The sequence below is a fragment of the Clostridium sp. genome (assembly GCF_032552055.1).
Taxonomy (GTDB): Bacteria; Bacillota; Clostridia; order Clostridiales; family Clostridiaceae; genus Clostridium.
The window spans coordinates 1-15,023 of sequence record NZ_JAWGSV010000056.1; the positions used below are offsets into that span (position 1 = coordinate 1).

The 15,023-nt window shown below is 34.7% G+C and carries 13 protein-coding genes, 1 pseudogene and 1 other annotated feature; all 14 genes and pseudogenes read left to right on the plus strand.

Annotated features, from left to right (window positions below):
- Nucleotides 1-92 (plus strand): annotated as a pseudogene (locus E6248_RS05940) (elongation factor Tu); the annotation flags it as partial.
- Nucleotides 93-267: 175 nt separating this feature from the next.
- Nucleotides 268-417 (plus strand): 50S ribosomal protein L33, encoded by a 150-nt coding sequence (gene rpmG, locus E6248_RS05945; protein ID WP_008681213.1) that lies wholly within the window; start codon nucleotides 268-270, stop codon nucleotides 415-417.
- Between the two features lie 50 nt (nucleotides 418-467).
- Nucleotides 468-701, plus strand: a complete 234-nt coding sequence (gene secE, locus E6248_RS05950; protein WP_316339902.1) for a preprotein translocase subunit SecE — start codon at nucleotides 468-470, stop codon at nucleotides 699-701.
- A 33-nt stretch (nucleotides 702-734) separates the two neighbouring features.
- Nucleotides 735-1,256, plus strand: coding sequence for a transcription termination/antitermination protein NusG (gene nusG / locus E6248_RS05955; protein ID WP_136006820.1), 522 nt, complete (start codon nucleotides 735-737; stop codon nucleotides 1,254-1,256).
- 71 nt (nucleotides 1,257-1,327) lie between these two features.
- Nucleotides 1,328-1,753 (plus strand): 50S ribosomal protein L11, encoded by a 426-nt coding sequence (rplK, locus tag E6248_RS05960; protein WP_136006822.1) that lies wholly within the window; start codon nucleotides 1,328-1,330, stop codon nucleotides 1,751-1,753.
- Between the two features lie 52 nt (nucleotides 1,754-1,805).
- The gene (gene rplA / locus E6248_RS05965; protein ID WP_316339903.1) at nucleotides 1,806-2,495 is read left to right on the plus strand and encodes a 50S ribosomal protein L1; all 690 of its coding nucleotides are present in this window, start codon (nucleotides 1,806-1,808) and stop codon (nucleotides 2,493-2,495) included.
- A 42-nt stretch (nucleotides 2,496-2,537) separates the two neighbouring features.
- Nucleotides 2,538-2,668, plus strand: a sequence feature (ribosomal protein L10 leader region).
- A gap of 37 nt (nucleotides 2,669-2,705) precedes the next feature.
- Complete coding sequence (rplJ, locus tag E6248_RS05970; protein ID WP_316339904.1) at nucleotides 2,706-3,209, plus strand: 50S ribosomal protein L10; 504 nt, start codon at nucleotides 2,706-2,708, stop codon at nucleotides 3,207-3,209.
- A gap of 32 nt (nucleotides 3,210-3,241) precedes the next feature.
- Complete coding sequence (gene rplL / locus E6248_RS05975; protein WP_136006827.1) at nucleotides 3,242-3,610, plus strand: 50S ribosomal protein L7/L12; 369 nt, start codon at nucleotides 3,242-3,244, stop codon at nucleotides 3,608-3,610.
- Between the two features lie 346 nt (nucleotides 3,611-3,956).
- The gene (rpoB, locus tag E6248_RS05980) at nucleotides 3,957-7,670 is read left to right on the plus strand and encodes a DNA-directed RNA polymerase subunit beta (RefSeq protein WP_316339905.1); all 3,714 of its coding nucleotides are present in this window, start codon (nucleotides 3,957-3,959) and stop codon (nucleotides 7,668-7,670) included.
- A 21-nt stretch (nucleotides 7,671-7,691) separates the two neighbouring features.
- A complete protein-coding gene (gene rpoC, locus E6248_RS05985) occupies nucleotides 7,692-11,225 on the plus strand; it encodes a DNA-directed RNA polymerase subunit beta' (protein WP_316339907.1) in 3,534 nt (1,177 codons plus the stop codon).
- A 227-nt stretch (nucleotides 11,226-11,452) separates the two neighbouring features.
- Nucleotides 11,453-11,833: a 30S ribosomal protein S12 gene (rpsL, locus tag E6248_RS05990; protein ID WP_136006833.1), complete on the plus strand. Its 381-nt coding sequence runs from the start codon at nucleotides 11,453-11,455 to the stop codon at nucleotides 11,831-11,833.
- Between the two features lie 152 nt (nucleotides 11,834-11,985).
- Entirely contained in the window at nucleotides 11,986-12,456 is a 471-nt protein-coding gene (gene rpsG / locus E6248_RS05995) for a 30S ribosomal protein S7 (protein WP_136006835.1), read from the plus strand.
- 75 nt (nucleotides 12,457-12,531) lie between these two features.
- Complete coding sequence (gene fusA, locus E6248_RS06000; protein WP_316339908.1) at nucleotides 12,532-14,595, plus strand: elongation factor G; 2,064 nt, start codon at nucleotides 12,532-12,534, stop codon at nucleotides 14,593-14,595.
- 188 nt (nucleotides 14,596-14,783) lie between these two features.
- On the plus strand, nucleotides 14,784-15,023 hold a 240-nt coding region (locus tag E6248_RS06005), incomplete at its 3' end, for a GTP-binding protein (protein WP_291668950.1).

The following is a 15,023-nucleotide window of genomic DNA, read 5'->3' on the forward strand; positions in this document are numbered from 1 at the left end:
CTCAAGTAGCGATGGATGAAGGATTAAGATTCGCTATTAGAGAAGGTGGAAGAACTGTAGGTTCAGGAGTTGTTACTAGCATAATCGAATAGTAACAAAGATTAATAAATACTTCGTAGGGCTGGGTTTCATTACCTAGTCCTATGAAGGTCATATATATTGACATAATACATGTTTTATGGTAATGTGTTTAGGTAATTAACGAAAAATAAATTAACATAAAGTATAAGGTTTTATATTATTTACGGTAAACTGGAGGTGCAGACTGTGAGAGTAAAGATAACTTTAGCATGCACAGAGTGTAAGCAAAGAAATTACAATTCAATGAAAAATAAGAAGAACAACCCAGACAGATTAGAAATGCATAAGTATTGCAAATTCTGTAAGAAACATACACTTCATAAAGAAACTAAGTAGTTAGCTGTATAGTGATGACATATACTCACAATAATTAAGGATGTGAAGTAATGGCTGTTAAAGGAAATGTAAAAGTAGCGAAAAGTCCATCTGAAAAAGGTGGTATATTAAAGTTTTTTAGAGAGGTTAAGGCAGAAGTTAAAAGAATAACTTGGCCATCTAAAAATGAAACTAAAAAAGCGTTAATTGCAGTTGGCGTAGTTGTACTAATATATATAGTATTAGTAGGTGGGTTTGACTATATTTTTCAAAACCTCTTTAAATTAATATTAAATCTAAAATAAGGAGGTTTAGGCAGTGATTGCCTATAAGAAAATATGAGCGAAAAAGCAAGATGGTATGTAGTACACACATACTCAGGCTACGAAAACAAAGTTAAAGCAAATCTTGAAAAAACCATTGAAAATAGAAATCTTCAAAGCTTGCTTCAGGATATACAAGTTCCTATGGAGGAAGTTGTAGAAGAGAAAGATGGGAAACAAAAGATTTCTCTAAAGAAAAAGTTTCCTGGATATGTGTTAGTAAAAATGCTAATGACTGATGAGTCATGGTATGTGGTTAGAAACACAAGGGGTGTAACAGGATTTGTTGGCCCAGCTTCTAAACCAGTTCCCCTAACTGATGAAGAAGTCGAATCTATGGGAGTTCAAGAAGCACCTGTAGAGATAGATTTAGAGGTTGGGGAAAGTGTAAGTGTTATCTCTGGACCACTAAAAGGATTTGTGGCTATAATCCAAGAGATAAACTTAGAAAAGCGTAAGCTTAAAGGTTCAATAGATATGTTCGGCAGAGAAACTCTTGCTGAATTAGAATTTACACAAGTTGAAAAATTAGTTTAATATAAGCTAATGTTTTAATAAAGTGGGAGGACTTAAAGTCCGTATTACCACAGTATAGGAGGAATAATAACATGGCTAAGAAAGTAACAGGAATGATTAAACTTCAACTTCCTGCAGGTAAGGCGACACCAGCACCACCAGTAGGACCAGCATTAGGTCAACACGGTGTTAACATTATGGGATTCTGTAAGGAGTTTAATGCAAAGACTGCTAATCAAGCTGGATTAATAATCCCAGTTGTAATAACAGTTTACCAAGATAGATCTTTTAGTTTCATACTAAAAACTCCACCAGCAGCAGTTCTTATTAAAAAGGAATTAGGAATCGAAAGTGGTTCAGGAGTTCCAAACAGAACTAAAATTGGTAAGTTAACAAAAGATCAAGTAAGAAAAATTGCTGAGTTAAAGATGCCAGACTTAAATGCGGCTACTATCGAAACTGCTATGAGCATGATCGAAGGTACTGCAAGAAGTATGGGAGTAACTGTTGAAGAGTAATTCGTAAAAAAGTGGGAGGTAAAAACCGCTAATACCACAAAGGAGGCAAATCATGGGAAAGAATTATATTGAAAGTGCAAAATTAATAGATAAGAGTGCATTATACACTCCATTTGAAGCTTTAGATTTAGCTGTTAAAACTGCTAAGGCTAAGTTTGATGAAACTATAGAACTACATGTTAGATTAGGGGTTGACCCAAGACATGCAGATCAACAAGTAAGAGGAGCTGTTGTTCTTCCACACGGAACAGGTAGAACTGTAAGAGTTTTAGTGTTTGCTAAGGGAGAAAAAGCTAAGGAAGCTCAAGAAGCTGGAGCAGATTTCGTTGGAGCTGAAGAATTAGTTCAAAAGATTCAAAGCGAAAACTGGTTCGACTACGATGTAGTTGTAGCTACACCAGATATGATGGGTGTTGTTGGTAGAATCGGTAGAGTTTTAGGACCTAAGGGATTAATGCCAAACCCAAAATCAGGTACAGTAACATTTGATGTTGCTAAAGCAATAGCTGATATTAAAGCTGGTAAGGTTGAATATAGAGTTGATAAGACTGCTATCGTTCACTGCCCAATCGGAAAGAAGTCATTTGGAGTAGAAAAGCTTCAAGCTAACTTCAACACTTTAATGGATGCATTAATCAAAGCTAAACCAGCTGCTGCTAAGGGACAATACATTAAATCAGTATCAGTTTCAAGCACAATGGGACCAGGAGCTAAAGTTAACCCAACAAAAGTTTTAGATTAGTATTGACAAATAAAAGATTATGTAATAAAATCTTTTATGTTGTTAAAAAGAATACTGATTCCAAAGACAGTAGGTGCCGAAAGGTTTAAATAATTGCCTACCGAGGAACACCAAGGTAAGTAATTATTTGTGGTCTTCCTATGTCTTATGGGAAGGCCTTTCTTAATATAAATTTGCAGTTAAAAACTGTGAGGAGGTGGACACACAGTAATGAACAAGAATAGACAATTAAAAGAAGCTAAAGTAGCTGAAATTAAAGAAAAGTTAGAAAAAGCTCAAGGCGTTGTTCTAGCTAACTATCAAGGTTTAACAGTTGAAGAAGATACAACTTTAAGAAAGAACCTAAGAGAAGCAGGCGTTGAATACAAAGTTTACAAAAACAACTTAGTAGTTTTAGCTGCTAATGAATTAGGAATTCAAGGCTTAGATGCTTACTTAGAAGGACCAGTTTCTATAGCATTCGGTTACGAAGATGCTACTGCTCCTGCAAGAGTGTTACACACATTTGCTAAGGATCACAAGAAACTAGAATTAAAAGCTGGTATGGTAGATGGTGTAGTTTATGATAAAGCTCAAGTTGAAAAGCTTGCTACAATACCATCAAAAGAAGTTCTTATCGCAAAACTTCTTGGAAGCTTCAAGGCTCCATTATCAAACCTAGCATACTTATTAAATGCGATTAAAGAGAAAAAAGAATCAGAATCAGCTGAATAATAACTGATAAAAATTTTGGAGGTGCAATTAAAATGACAAGAGAAGATATAATTCAAGCAATAAAAGAAATGACTGTTTTAGAATTAAACGAGCTAGTTACAGCTTGTGAAGAAGAATTTGGTGTTAGCGCTGCTGCTCCAGTAGCTGTTGCAGGAGCTGTTGCAGGTGGTGCTGCAGCTGCAGAAGAAAAGACTGAATTTGACGTAGTATTAGCTAACGCTGGTGGCCAAAAGATCAAGGTTATCAAAGTAGTTAGAGAATTAACTGGATTAGGATTAAAGGAAGCTAAGGAAATAGTTGACGGAGCTCCTAAGACAATTAAAGAAGGCGTTTCAAAAGAAGAAGCTGAAGACATGAAAGCTAAATTAGCTGAAGTTGGAGCTGAAGTAGAAGTTAAGTAATTAACTTTAAAATAAAAAGGTGCTGTAATGGCACCTTTTTGATTGTCTAAATGAAACTATATAAAATATGAGGTGCTGGAATACTTTATATAGTTTTATAAATTGCTAAAATGATAAAAATAATAAATTAACATAATTTATACAAGAAAAATAATTGACATTGAATCTGTAATATGATAGTATCATTAAATGTACTATTCATTATGGGTAGGTATATATTCATATGAAAAATTTGTATAAGCGCGTAAAACGTGGTTATACTAATAAGTGATGTTGTCCGAAAGTAAAAGTCCTTAGGGAAGCTATGCTTTTGGTTATTTTAGTTTTATACAAGGGGTGAAAATTCATGGTACATCCTGTCCAAGTCGGAAAAAGAACTAGAATGAGTTTTGGTAAAGTTAAAGATGTAACAGAAATGCCAAATCTTATTGAGGTACAGTTGGATTCATATCAATGGTTTTTAAGGGAAGGTCTTCACGAAGTATTTGATGACGTTAATCCTATTACGAATTTTACAGGCAATCTTGTTTTAGAATTTGTAGATTATAAACTAGATATGGATAATATTAAGTATTCAGTGGAAGAGTGTAAGGAAAGAGATTCTACTTATGCTGCACCACTAAAAGTTTCAGTTAGATTACAAAACAATGAAACTGGAGAAATTAAAGAACAAGAAGTGTTTATGGGTGACTTCCCATTAATGACAGATCAAGGAACTTTCATCATTAATGGTGCAGAAAGAGTTATTGTAAGTCAGCTTGTTAGGTCACCAGGAGTATACTACAATTTTAATGTTGATAAAACAGGTAAAAAGTTATACTCATCAACAGTAATTCCAAACAGGGGAGCATGGTTAGAATATGAAACTGATTCTAACGATATTATTTATGTAAGAATAGATAAAACTAGAAAGCTTCCTATATCTATATTAGCTAGAGCTATGGGCTTTGGAAGTGATGCAGAGCTTTTAGAGTATTTTGGAGAAGATGAAAGATTCAAAGCTACTATAGAAAAGGATAATACTAAGACTAAAGAAGAAGCATTATTGGAAATATACAAGAGACTAAGACCAGGTGAACCACCAACAGTGGATAGCGCTGTATCTCTTATAGATTCCCTATTTTTTGATGCGAAAAGATATGATTTATCAAGAGTTGGTAGATATAAGTTTAATAAGAAATTAGCATTAAATTTAAGATTAGTCAACCAAATTGCAGCTACAGACATAATTAATCCTGAAACTGGAGAAATTATAGTAGAGCAAGGTAAGAAAATTAGCAGAATTACTGCTGAAGAAATTCAAAACTTAGGTATCAATTCAGTTGATATACTAGTAGAAGATAAAGTAGTTAGAGTAATTGGTAACCACTTTGTTGATATAAATAAGTTCATATCATTTGATATTGAAGATTTAAATATCAAGGAATATGTTCATTATCCAACATTAAAAGAAATACTAGATAATTACGATGATGAAGAAACTATTAAAGAAGAAATTAAGAAAAATATAACTAGGCTTATACCTAAACATATAATAAAAGATGATATCTTTGCAACAATAAGCTATGAAATAGGTTTAGCTTATTCTATCGGTTATGTAGATGACATAGACCATCTAGGTAATAGAAGATTAAGATCAGTTGGAGAGTTATTACAAAATCAATTTAGAATTGGTTTATCAAGAATGGAAAGAGTAGTTAAGGAAAGAATGACTATTCAAGACCAAGAAGCTATAACTCCTCAAATGTTAATAAACATTAGACCAGTTGCAGCTGCTATTAAAGAATTCTTTGGTAGCTCTCAATTATCACAATTCATGGATCAAACAAATCCGCTTTCAGAATTAACTCATAAGAGAAGATTATCTGCTTTAGGACCAGGAGGTCTTTCAAGAGAAAGAGCTGGTTTCGAAGTTAGAGACGTTCACCATTCACATTATGGTAGAATGTGTCCAATCGAAACTCCAGAAGGACCAAACATAGGTCTTATTAACTCTTTAGCTACATATGCTAAGGTTAATGAATATGGATTTATTGAAACACCTTATAGAGTTGTTGATAAGGTAAATGGAGTAATAACAGATGAAATAAGATACTTCACAGCAGATGAAGAAGACCTATATCTTGTAGCGCAAGCTAAAGAACCTATTGGTGAAGATAGAAAGTTCGTTGATAGCAGAGTTACTGTTAGAAGCAAGCATGATATCTTAGTAGTTAATGCTGAAGAAGTTGATTTAATAGACGTTTCAGCTAGACAAATAGTATCTGTAGCAACAGCTATGATACCTTTCCTTGAAAATGATGATGCTTCAAGAGCACTGATGGGATCTAACATGCAACGTCAAGCAGTACCATTATTAAAGCCACAAGCTCCAGTAGTAGGTACAGGAATAGAGTTCAAAGCTGCTGTAGATTCAGGAGTTTTACCAAAGGCTAAAAATGCTGGTAAAGTAACATATGTAAGTGCTAGTGAAATCAGAGTTAAAAGAGATTCTGATGGAGGAACTGACGTATATAAACTTCTTAAATTTAAGAGAAGTAACCAAGGTACATGTATAAACCAAAGACCTTTAGTAGATAAGGGTGAAATAGTGTTTAAAAACCAAGTATTAGCTGATGGTCCATCAACTGATCTAGGTGAAATAGCATTAGGTAAGAACATAAGAATGGGCTTCATTACTTGGGAAGGTTATAACTACGAGGATGCTATGCTTATTTCTGAAGAATTAGTTAGAGAAGATGTCTTTACTTCTATTCATATAGAAGAATATGAGTGTGAAGCTAGAGATACTAAACTAGGACCTGAAGAAATAACTAGAGATATTCCTAATGTAAGTGAAGATGCATTAAAAGATATAGACGATAGAGGTATCATCAGAATAGGTGCTGAAGTTAGATCAGGAGATGTTCTTGTAGGTAAAGTAACACCTAAGGGAGAAACTGAATTAACAGCTGAAGAAAGACTATTAAGAGCTATCTTCGGTGAAAAGGCAAGAGAAGTAAGAGATACTTCATTAAGAGTTCCTCACGGGGAAGCAGGTATAATTGTAGATGTTAAAGTCTTCACTAGAGAGAACGGGGATGAATTAAATCCTGGAGTTAACGAGCTAGTAAGATGTTATATAGCTCAAAAGAGAAAGATCTCTGTTGGGGATAAGATGGCTGGACGTCACGGTAATAAAGGGGTTATATCAAGAGTTCTTCCAGAAGAAGATATGCCATTCCTACCAGACGGAAGACCACTACAAATCTGTTTAAATCCTCTAGGGGTTCCATCTCGTATGAACATCGGTCAGGTACTAGAAGTTCACTTAGGATGGGCAGCAAGTCAATTAGGATGGCATATAGCTACTCCTGTATTTGATGGTGCAACTGAAGAAGATATAGAAGAATGCTTAGAAAAAGCAGGATACAATGCAAATGGAAAAACTGTACTATATGATGGTAGAACAGGAGAAGCATTTGATAATGAAGTTACTGTTGGAATAATGTATATCTTAAAGCTAGCTCACTTAGTTGACGATAAGATTCACGCAAGATCAACAGGACCTTACTCATTAGTAACTCAACAGCCACTTGGTGGTAAGGCACAATTCGGTGGTCAAAGATTTGGAGAAATGGAAGTTTGGGCATTAGAAGCATATGGTGCAGCTCACACACTACAAGAAATATTAACTGTTAAGTCAGATGATGTTGTAGGTAGAGTTAAGACATATGAAGCTATAGTTAAGGGAGAAAATATCCCAGAACCAGGAGTTCCAGAATCATTTAAAGTACTTATAAAAGAACTTCAAGCTTTATGTTTAGATGTTAAAGTATTAAATGACGAAAACCAAGAAGTAAGACTTAAAGAATTTGCAGAAGAAGATATGGAAGATTTAGAAGTTAACATCGAAGGTACAGAGGATGTTGTTTCTGAAGAAGTAAATATAGATGATAGTTATACATTGTCAGAAGATGAAGTAGAAGTAGAGGAAGAAGTTGAATTCGAGAACTTTGCTTTAGATGGCTTCCACGAAGAAGACTTAGAACTTGATGACTTTGTAAATGATGAACACTAAATTTGAAGGGAGGATGTACCCTTGTTTGAATTGAATAATTTTGATGCTATACAAATAGGTTTAGCTTCACCAGATCAAATAAGAGAGTGGTCAAGAGGTGAAGTTAAGAAGCCTGAAACCATAAACTATAGAACTCTAAAACCAGAAAGAGATGGTCTATTCTGTGAAAGAATATTTGGACCTATCAAGGACTGGGAATGTCATTGTGGTAAATATAAGAGAGTAAGATATAAGGGCATAGTTTGTGATAGATGTGGAGTTGAAGTAACTAAGGCTAAGGTAAGAAGAGAAAGAATGGGGCATATTGAACTTGCTGCCCCAGTTTCTCACATATGGTACTTCAAAGGAATTCCATCAAGAATGGGATTACTTTTAGATATGTCACCAAGAGCTTTAGAAAAAATACTATACTTTGCTTCATATGTAGTAATTGACCCTAAAGAAACACCATTATTAAAGAAGCAACTTCTAAATGAAAAAGAATATAGAGAAGCTGTAGATAAATATGGTGATGAAAGCTTTGTAGCTGGAATGGGAGCAGAAGCTGTTCAACAATTACTTGGAGAGATTGATTTAGACTCTCAAACAAAAGAGCTTAAAGAAGAATTAAAAGTAAGCACTGGTCAAAAGAAAGTTAGAATTATAAGAAGATTAGAAGTAGTTGAGTCATTTAGAAAATCAGGTAACGATCCAAGATGGATGGTAATAAACGTTATTCCTGTAATTCCACCAGATATTAGACCTATGGTTCAATTAGATGGAGGAAGATTTGCAACTTCTGACTTAAATGATTTATATAGAAGAGTTATTAATAGAAATAACAGATTAAAGAAACTTTTAGACCTAGGAGCACCTGATATCATTGTAAGAAATGAAAAGAGAATGCTTCAAGAAGCGGTTGATGCACTTATTGATAATGGTAGAAGAGGAAGACCAGTTACTGGTCCTGGAAACAGACCACTTAAATCTTTATCAGATATGCTAAAAGGTAAGCAAGGAAGATTTAGACAAAACTTACTTGGTAAGAGAGTTGACTACTCTGGTAGATCAGTTATCGTTGTTGGACCAGAGCTTAAGATGTATCAATGTGGGCTTCCAAAGGAAATGGCTTTAGAATTATTTAAACCATTTGTAATGAAGAAGTTAGTTGAAGATGGAGTTGCTCATAACATAAAGAGTGCTAAGAGAATGGTTGAAAGGGTAAATAATCAAGTATGGGATGTACTTGAAGAAGTTATTACTGACCATCCAGTTCTATTAAACCGTGCACCTACCCTACATAGACTTGGAATTCAAGCATTCCAACCTGTTTTAGTAGAAGGTAGAGCTATTAAATTACATCCACTTGTATGTACTGCTTATAATGCTGACTTCGATGGAGACCAAATGGCGGTTCACGTACCATTATCAGTTGAAGCACAAGCAGAAGCAAGATTCTTAATGCTTGCAGCAGGAAATATAATGAAGCCATCTGATGGTAAACCAGTTTGTGTACCTACTCAAGATATGGTTCTAGGTTCATACTATTTAACAATGGATAAAGAAGGAGCCAAGGGAGAAGGTAAAGCATTCTACTCTAAAGATGAAGCTATAATGGCTTATGAAGTAGGAGAGATTGCTATACATGCTGCTATTAAAGTTAAGATGACTAAAGAGGTAAATGGAGAAGTTAAATCAGGTATAATTAATACTACAGTAGGTAAGCTAATATTTAACGAATCAATTCCTCAAGATTTAGGCTTTGTTAACAGAAATAACAAAGAAGAAGAATTTAATTTAGAAGTTGACTTCTTAATAACTAAGAAGACATTAGGAACTATAATTGATAAATGTTATGCAGTTCACGGACCAACTAATACATCTATAATGCTAGATAAGATCAAAGCATTAGGATATCACTACTCATCTATTGGAGCAGTAACTGTTGCAGCATCTGATATGATAGTACCAGAAGCTAAATATAGATTACTTAAAGAAGCGGATGATACAGTAGAGAAAATCGAAAAGATGTATAAGAGAGGTTTCATTTCTGAAGAAGAAAGATATGAAAGAGTTATAGAAAAATGGACTAAGACAACTGAAGATGTTGCGGATGCACTTATGGATAGCTTGGATAAATTCAATCCAATATTCATGATGGCTGACTCAGGGGCCAGAGGATCTAAGTCTCAAATTAAGCAATTAGCTGGTATGAGAGGACTTATGGCCAGCCCGACTGGTAAGATTATAGAATTACCAATCAGAGCATCATTTAGAGAAGGTCTTGAAGTTTTAGAATACTTCATATCTACACACGGAGCTAGAAAAGGTAATGCCGATACGGCTCTTAAAACAGCTGACTCAGGATACTTAACAAGAAGACTTGTTGACGTATCACAAGATGTTATCGTAAGAGAAGTAGATTGTGGTACTACAGAAGGTATCGTTGTTTCAGAAATAAAAGAAGGAAATGAAGCTATTGAAGGCTTAGCAGAAAGATTATATGGTAGATATACAGCAGAACCAATAGTTCATCCTGAAACTGGTGAAGTAATGGTAGAAGCTGATCAATATATGGAACTAGATGTTGCAGAAAAAGTTGCAGCAGCTGGAGTTAAAAAAGTTAAGATTAGATCTGTATTTACATGTAAATGTAAAGTAGGAGTATGTTCTAAGTGTTATGGTATGAACATGGCAACAGCTCAAAAGATCAATATAGGTGAAGCAGTAGGTATTATTGCAGCTCAATCAATCGGAGAACCGGGAACTCAGCTTACAATGAGAACCTTCCATACAGGGGGAGTAGTTGGAGCCGATATTACACAAGGTCTTCCAAGAGTTGAAGAGTTATTTGAAGCAAGAAAACCTAAAGGTTTAGCTATAGTAAGTGAAATTACAGGTTCTGTTAAGGTTGAAGAAACTAAGAAAAAGAGAACTGTAATTGTAATGGCTGAAGATGGAGAAGAACGTAGTTATGAAATTCCGTTTGGTTCAAGATTAAAGGTATCAGATGGTGACTTTATAGAAGCTGGGGATGAAGTAACAGAAGGTTCAGTAAATCCACATGATATAGCAGCTATAAAAGGTATTGATGGAGCAAGAAAATACTTATTATCAGAAGTTCAAAAAGTTTATAGATTACAAGGTGTTGATATCAATGATAAGCACTTAGAAGTAGTTGTTAGACAAATGACTAGAAAGGTAAAAGTATCAGACTCTGGAGATACTGATTTACTACCAGGTACAATGATTGATGTATTCGACTTTATTGAAGAAAATGAAAGAGTAAGAGAATTTGGTGGAGAAGAAGCGAAGGGAGAGCAAGCATTATTAGGTATTACTAAAGCAGCTCTTGCAACTGATAGTTTCTTATCAGCAGCATCCTTCCAGGAAACTACTAGAGTTCTTACAGAAGCAGCAATTAAAGGTAAGATAGATCCATTGGTAGGATTAAAAGAAAATGTTATTATTGGTAAGTTAATACCAGCAGGTACTGGAATGATGAAATACAGAAACGTAAAGCTAGATGTAGAGGAGCTTCCAGTAGAAAATGAAGTAGTAGAAACTATTGAATAATAGATAGCAATTTTATTGACATGTGTATGCTTAAATGATAAAATACCAATTGTGTGATTTTTAAGATACACGCTAATAGAATTGCCTACATGAAGTCATGGAGGCAAAGTCATGAACTGAGCCTCTATGAATCTTTATTGAGGGTTTCTACTTCATGAAAAAAATTTAATTAAGCTTTTATCTTAAATATTAGATATATAGATAAAAAATTTTCAGGAGGTGAAAAAATGCCAACTATTAGCCAATTAGTAAGAAAAGGCAGAAAAACTGTTATCAACAAGTCAACAGCACCAGCACTTAACGAGTGTCCACAAAGAAGAGGGGTTTGTACAGTTGTTAAAACAACTACTCCTAAGAAGCCTAACTCAGCTTTAAGAAAAATTGCGAGAGTAAGACTTACAAATGGATTCGAAGTAAGCGCATATATCGGTGGTGTAGGACACAACTTACAAGAGCATAGCGTTGTTCTTATAAGAGGTGGTAGAGTAAAAGACCTTCCTGGTGTTAGATACCATATCGTAAGAGGAGCACTTGACTGTGCTGGAGTAGCTAACAGAATGCAAGGAAGATCAAAGTACGGTGCTAAAAAGCCGAAGGCAAAAAAATAGTTTAGTAAATAAACTATAACAGTGCTTGTCTTCAGCATTTACATAGATTTATAAATTAAGTTTATATAGATGAAGAAGTGAGCACTTTACGGCAATGTTTAATTGCAGAGTACCAATGAACTTAAATTTATCATGTTAAGGAGGGAAGAAAAGTGCCAAGAAAAGGACATATCGCAAAAAGAGATGTATTACCAGATCCAATATATAACTCAAAGGTTGTTACTAAGTTAGTAAACAACGTTATGGAAGATGGTAAAAAAGGAGTAGCACAAAAAATATGCTACGAAGCGTTTGAAATAATGGCGCAAAAAACAGGCAAAGAAGCTTTAGAAGTATTTGAAGAAGCTATGAACAATGTAATGCCTTTATTAGAAGTTAAAGCTAGAAGAATAGGTGGTGCTAACTACCAAGTTCCTATCGAAGTAAGACCAGAAAGAAGACAGACTTTAGGACTTAGATGGATTTTAGCAGCAGCTAGAAAAAGAGGCGAAAAGGTAATGGCTCAAAGATTAGCTGGAGAGTTAATGGATGCAGCTAACAATACTGGAGCAGCTGTTAAGAAGAGAGAAGATACTCATAAGATGGCTGAAGCAAACAAGGCATTTGCTCATTACAGATACTAATATACAAACTGTTTTGGTGTAAAACCAAAACAGTTTTGTCGAATTTAAAATTACTCGTTGAGAGGAGGACTATAGATGGCAAGAAATTATCCGTTAGATAAATTCCGTAACTTTGGGATAATGGCTCATATAGATGCTGGTAAGACAACAACTACTGAGCGTATATTATTTTATGCAGGTAAAACTCATAAAATAGGTGAAACACACGAAGGTGCTTCACAAATGGACTGGATGGAACAAGAGAAAGAAAGAGGTATAACAATTACTTCTGCTGCTACTATGTGTTCATGGAAAGGCCACGAATTAAATATAATAGATACTCCGGGTCACGTAGACTTCACAGTTGAAGTTGAAAGATCATTAAGAGTACTTGATGGAGCTGTTACAGTTCTAGATGCAAAGAGTGGGGTTGAACCACAAACTGAAACTGTTTGGAGACAGGCAGACAAATACGGTGTACCAAGAATGATATATGTTAACAAGATGGATGCTACTGGAGCAGACTTCTTCAGATGTATCAACACTGTAAGAGATAGATTAAAAGCTAACGCTGTTCCAATACAAATTCCAATTGGATCAGAAGATCAATTCAAGGGAATGATAGACTTAATGACTAACAAGGCTATTGTGTTCTATGATGACCTAGGAAAAGATGTTAGAGAAGAAGAAATTCCAGCTGAGTTAGTAGATCAAGCTGAAGAGTATAGAATGGCTCTTATAGAAGCTATAGCTGAATCAGATGAAGAGTTAATGGAAAAATACCTAGAAGGTGAAGAATTAACTCTAGAAGAAATGATGGTTGCTTTAAGAAAAGCTACTATAGCTAATGAAATAGTTCCATGTATTTGTGGATCATCTTACAAAAACAAAGGTGTTCAACAAATGATTGATGGAGTTGTTGCATTCTTACCATCACCATTAGATATTCCAGCAATTAAAGGTACTACTTTAGAAGGTGAAGAAGATTCAAGAGAAGCTTCAGATGAAGCTCCAATGTCAGCTTTAGCATTTAAGATAGCTACTGACCCATTCGTAGGAAAACTTGCCTTTACAAGAGTTTATTCAGGTATTATGCAAAGTGGTACTTATGTATTAAACTCAACTAAGGGAAAGAAAGAAAGAATCGGAAGACTTGTTAAGATGCATGCCAACCATAGAGAAGAGGTTGAATCATTAGAAGCAGGTGAATTAGGAGCAATAATTGGATTAAAGAACACTACTACAGGGGATACTCTTTGTGCAGAAAGTAATCCGATAATATTAGAATCAATGGAATTCCCAGAACCAGTTATATCTGTAGCTATAGAGCCAAAGACAAAAGCTGGTCAAGAAAAGATGGGATTAGCATTAGCTAAGTTAGCTGAAGAAGATCCAACTTTCAGAACTCATACTGATCAAGAAACTGGTCAAACAATTATTGCAGGTATGGGAGAACTTCACTTAGAAATCATAGTTGATAGATTAACTAGAGAATTCAAAGTTGAGTGTAACGTTGGTGCTCCTCAAGTTGCTTACAAAGAAACAATCAGAAAAGCTGTTAAAGCTGAAGCTAAATATGCTAAGCAATCAGGTGGTAAAGGACAATACGGTCATGCTGTTATTGAAATGGAACCAACTGAAGGAGAATACGTATTTGAAAATGCTATCGTTGGAGGAGCTGTTCCAAGAGAATACATTCCAGCTATAGACAATGGTATTCAAGAAGCAGCTAAGAACGGGGTTATAGCAGGATATGAAACTATTAACTTCAAAGTTAAGTTAGTTCATGGATCATACCACGAAGTTGACTCATCTGAAATGGCCTTCAAGATAGCAGGATCTATGGCATTTAAGAATGCTATGGCTAAAGCAGATCCAGTATTACTTGAGCCAGTAGAAAAGGTTGAAGTTACAGTTCCAGAAGAATACATGGGAGATGTAATGGGTGACCTTAACTCAAGAAGAGGAAGAATCGAAGGTATGGAAGCTGTAAATGGAGCTCAAATAATTAGAGCATTCGTTCCACTTTCAGAAATGTTTGGATATGCAACTACTTTAAGATCAAGAACTCAAGGTAGAGGAACTTACTCAATGGTATTCGATCACTTCGAAGAAGTTCCAAAGAGCATTCAAGAAAAGATTAAGAGTGAAAGAGGCTAATTAATTTTAGTTTTAGTTATAAATTTAAGTAATGTTACTAATAATTATATTATTAGTAACATTACAAAGAAAATTTAGTATGTAAATACTAAATGAAAATCAATATAAGTATAGAAAAAAAGAACTGAATTAGATATAATAACTAAGAAGGTTCATATAATTTAATTTCCATAAAGGAGGATTTTACAATGGCAAAGCAAAAATTCGAAAGAAGTAAACCACACGTAAACATTGGAACAATTGGTCACGTTGACCACGGTAAGACAACATTAACAGCTGCTATAACAACAGTTTTAGCAAACAGAGGTTATGCAGAAGCATTCAACTATGCTGATATAGATAAGGCTCCTGAAGAAAAAGAAAGAGGAATCACAATCAATACATCACACGTTGAATACGAAACTGAAAACAGACACTACGCTCACGTT

Bases quoted from the DNA above. Each gene is read 5' to 3' on its own strand.
- secE (WP_316339902.1), top strand. From the start codon at position 468: ATGGCTGTTAAAGGAAATGTAAAAGTAGCGAAAAGTCCATCTGAAAAA.
- nusG (WP_136006820.1), top strand. From the start codon at position 735: ATGAGCGAAAAAGCAAGATGGTATGTAGTACACACATACTCAGGCTAC.
- rplK (WP_136006822.1), top strand. From the start codon at position 1,328: ATGGCTAAGAAAGTAACAGGAATGATTAAACTTCAACTTCCTGCAGGT.
- rplA (WP_316339903.1), top strand. From the start codon at position 1,806: ATGGGAAAGAATTATATTGAAAGTGCAAAATTAATAGATAAGAGTGCA.
- rplJ (WP_316339904.1), top strand. From the start codon at position 2,706: ATGAACAAGAATAGACAATTAAAAGAAGCTAAAGTAGCTGAAATTAAA.
- rplL (WP_136006827.1), top strand. From the start codon at position 3,242: ATGACAAGAGAAGATATAATTCAAGCAATAAAAGAAATGACTGTTTTA.
- rpoB (WP_316339905.1), top strand. From the start codon at position 3,957: ATGGTACATCCTGTCCAAGTCGGAAAAAGAACTAGAATGAGTTTTGGT.
- rpsL (WP_136006833.1), top strand. From the start codon at position 11,453: ATGCCAACTATTAGCCAATTAGTAAGAAAAGGCAGAAAAACTGTTATC.
- fusA (WP_316339908.1), top strand. From the start codon at position 12,532: ATGGCAAGAAATTATCCGTTAGATAAATTCCGTAACTTTGGGATAATG.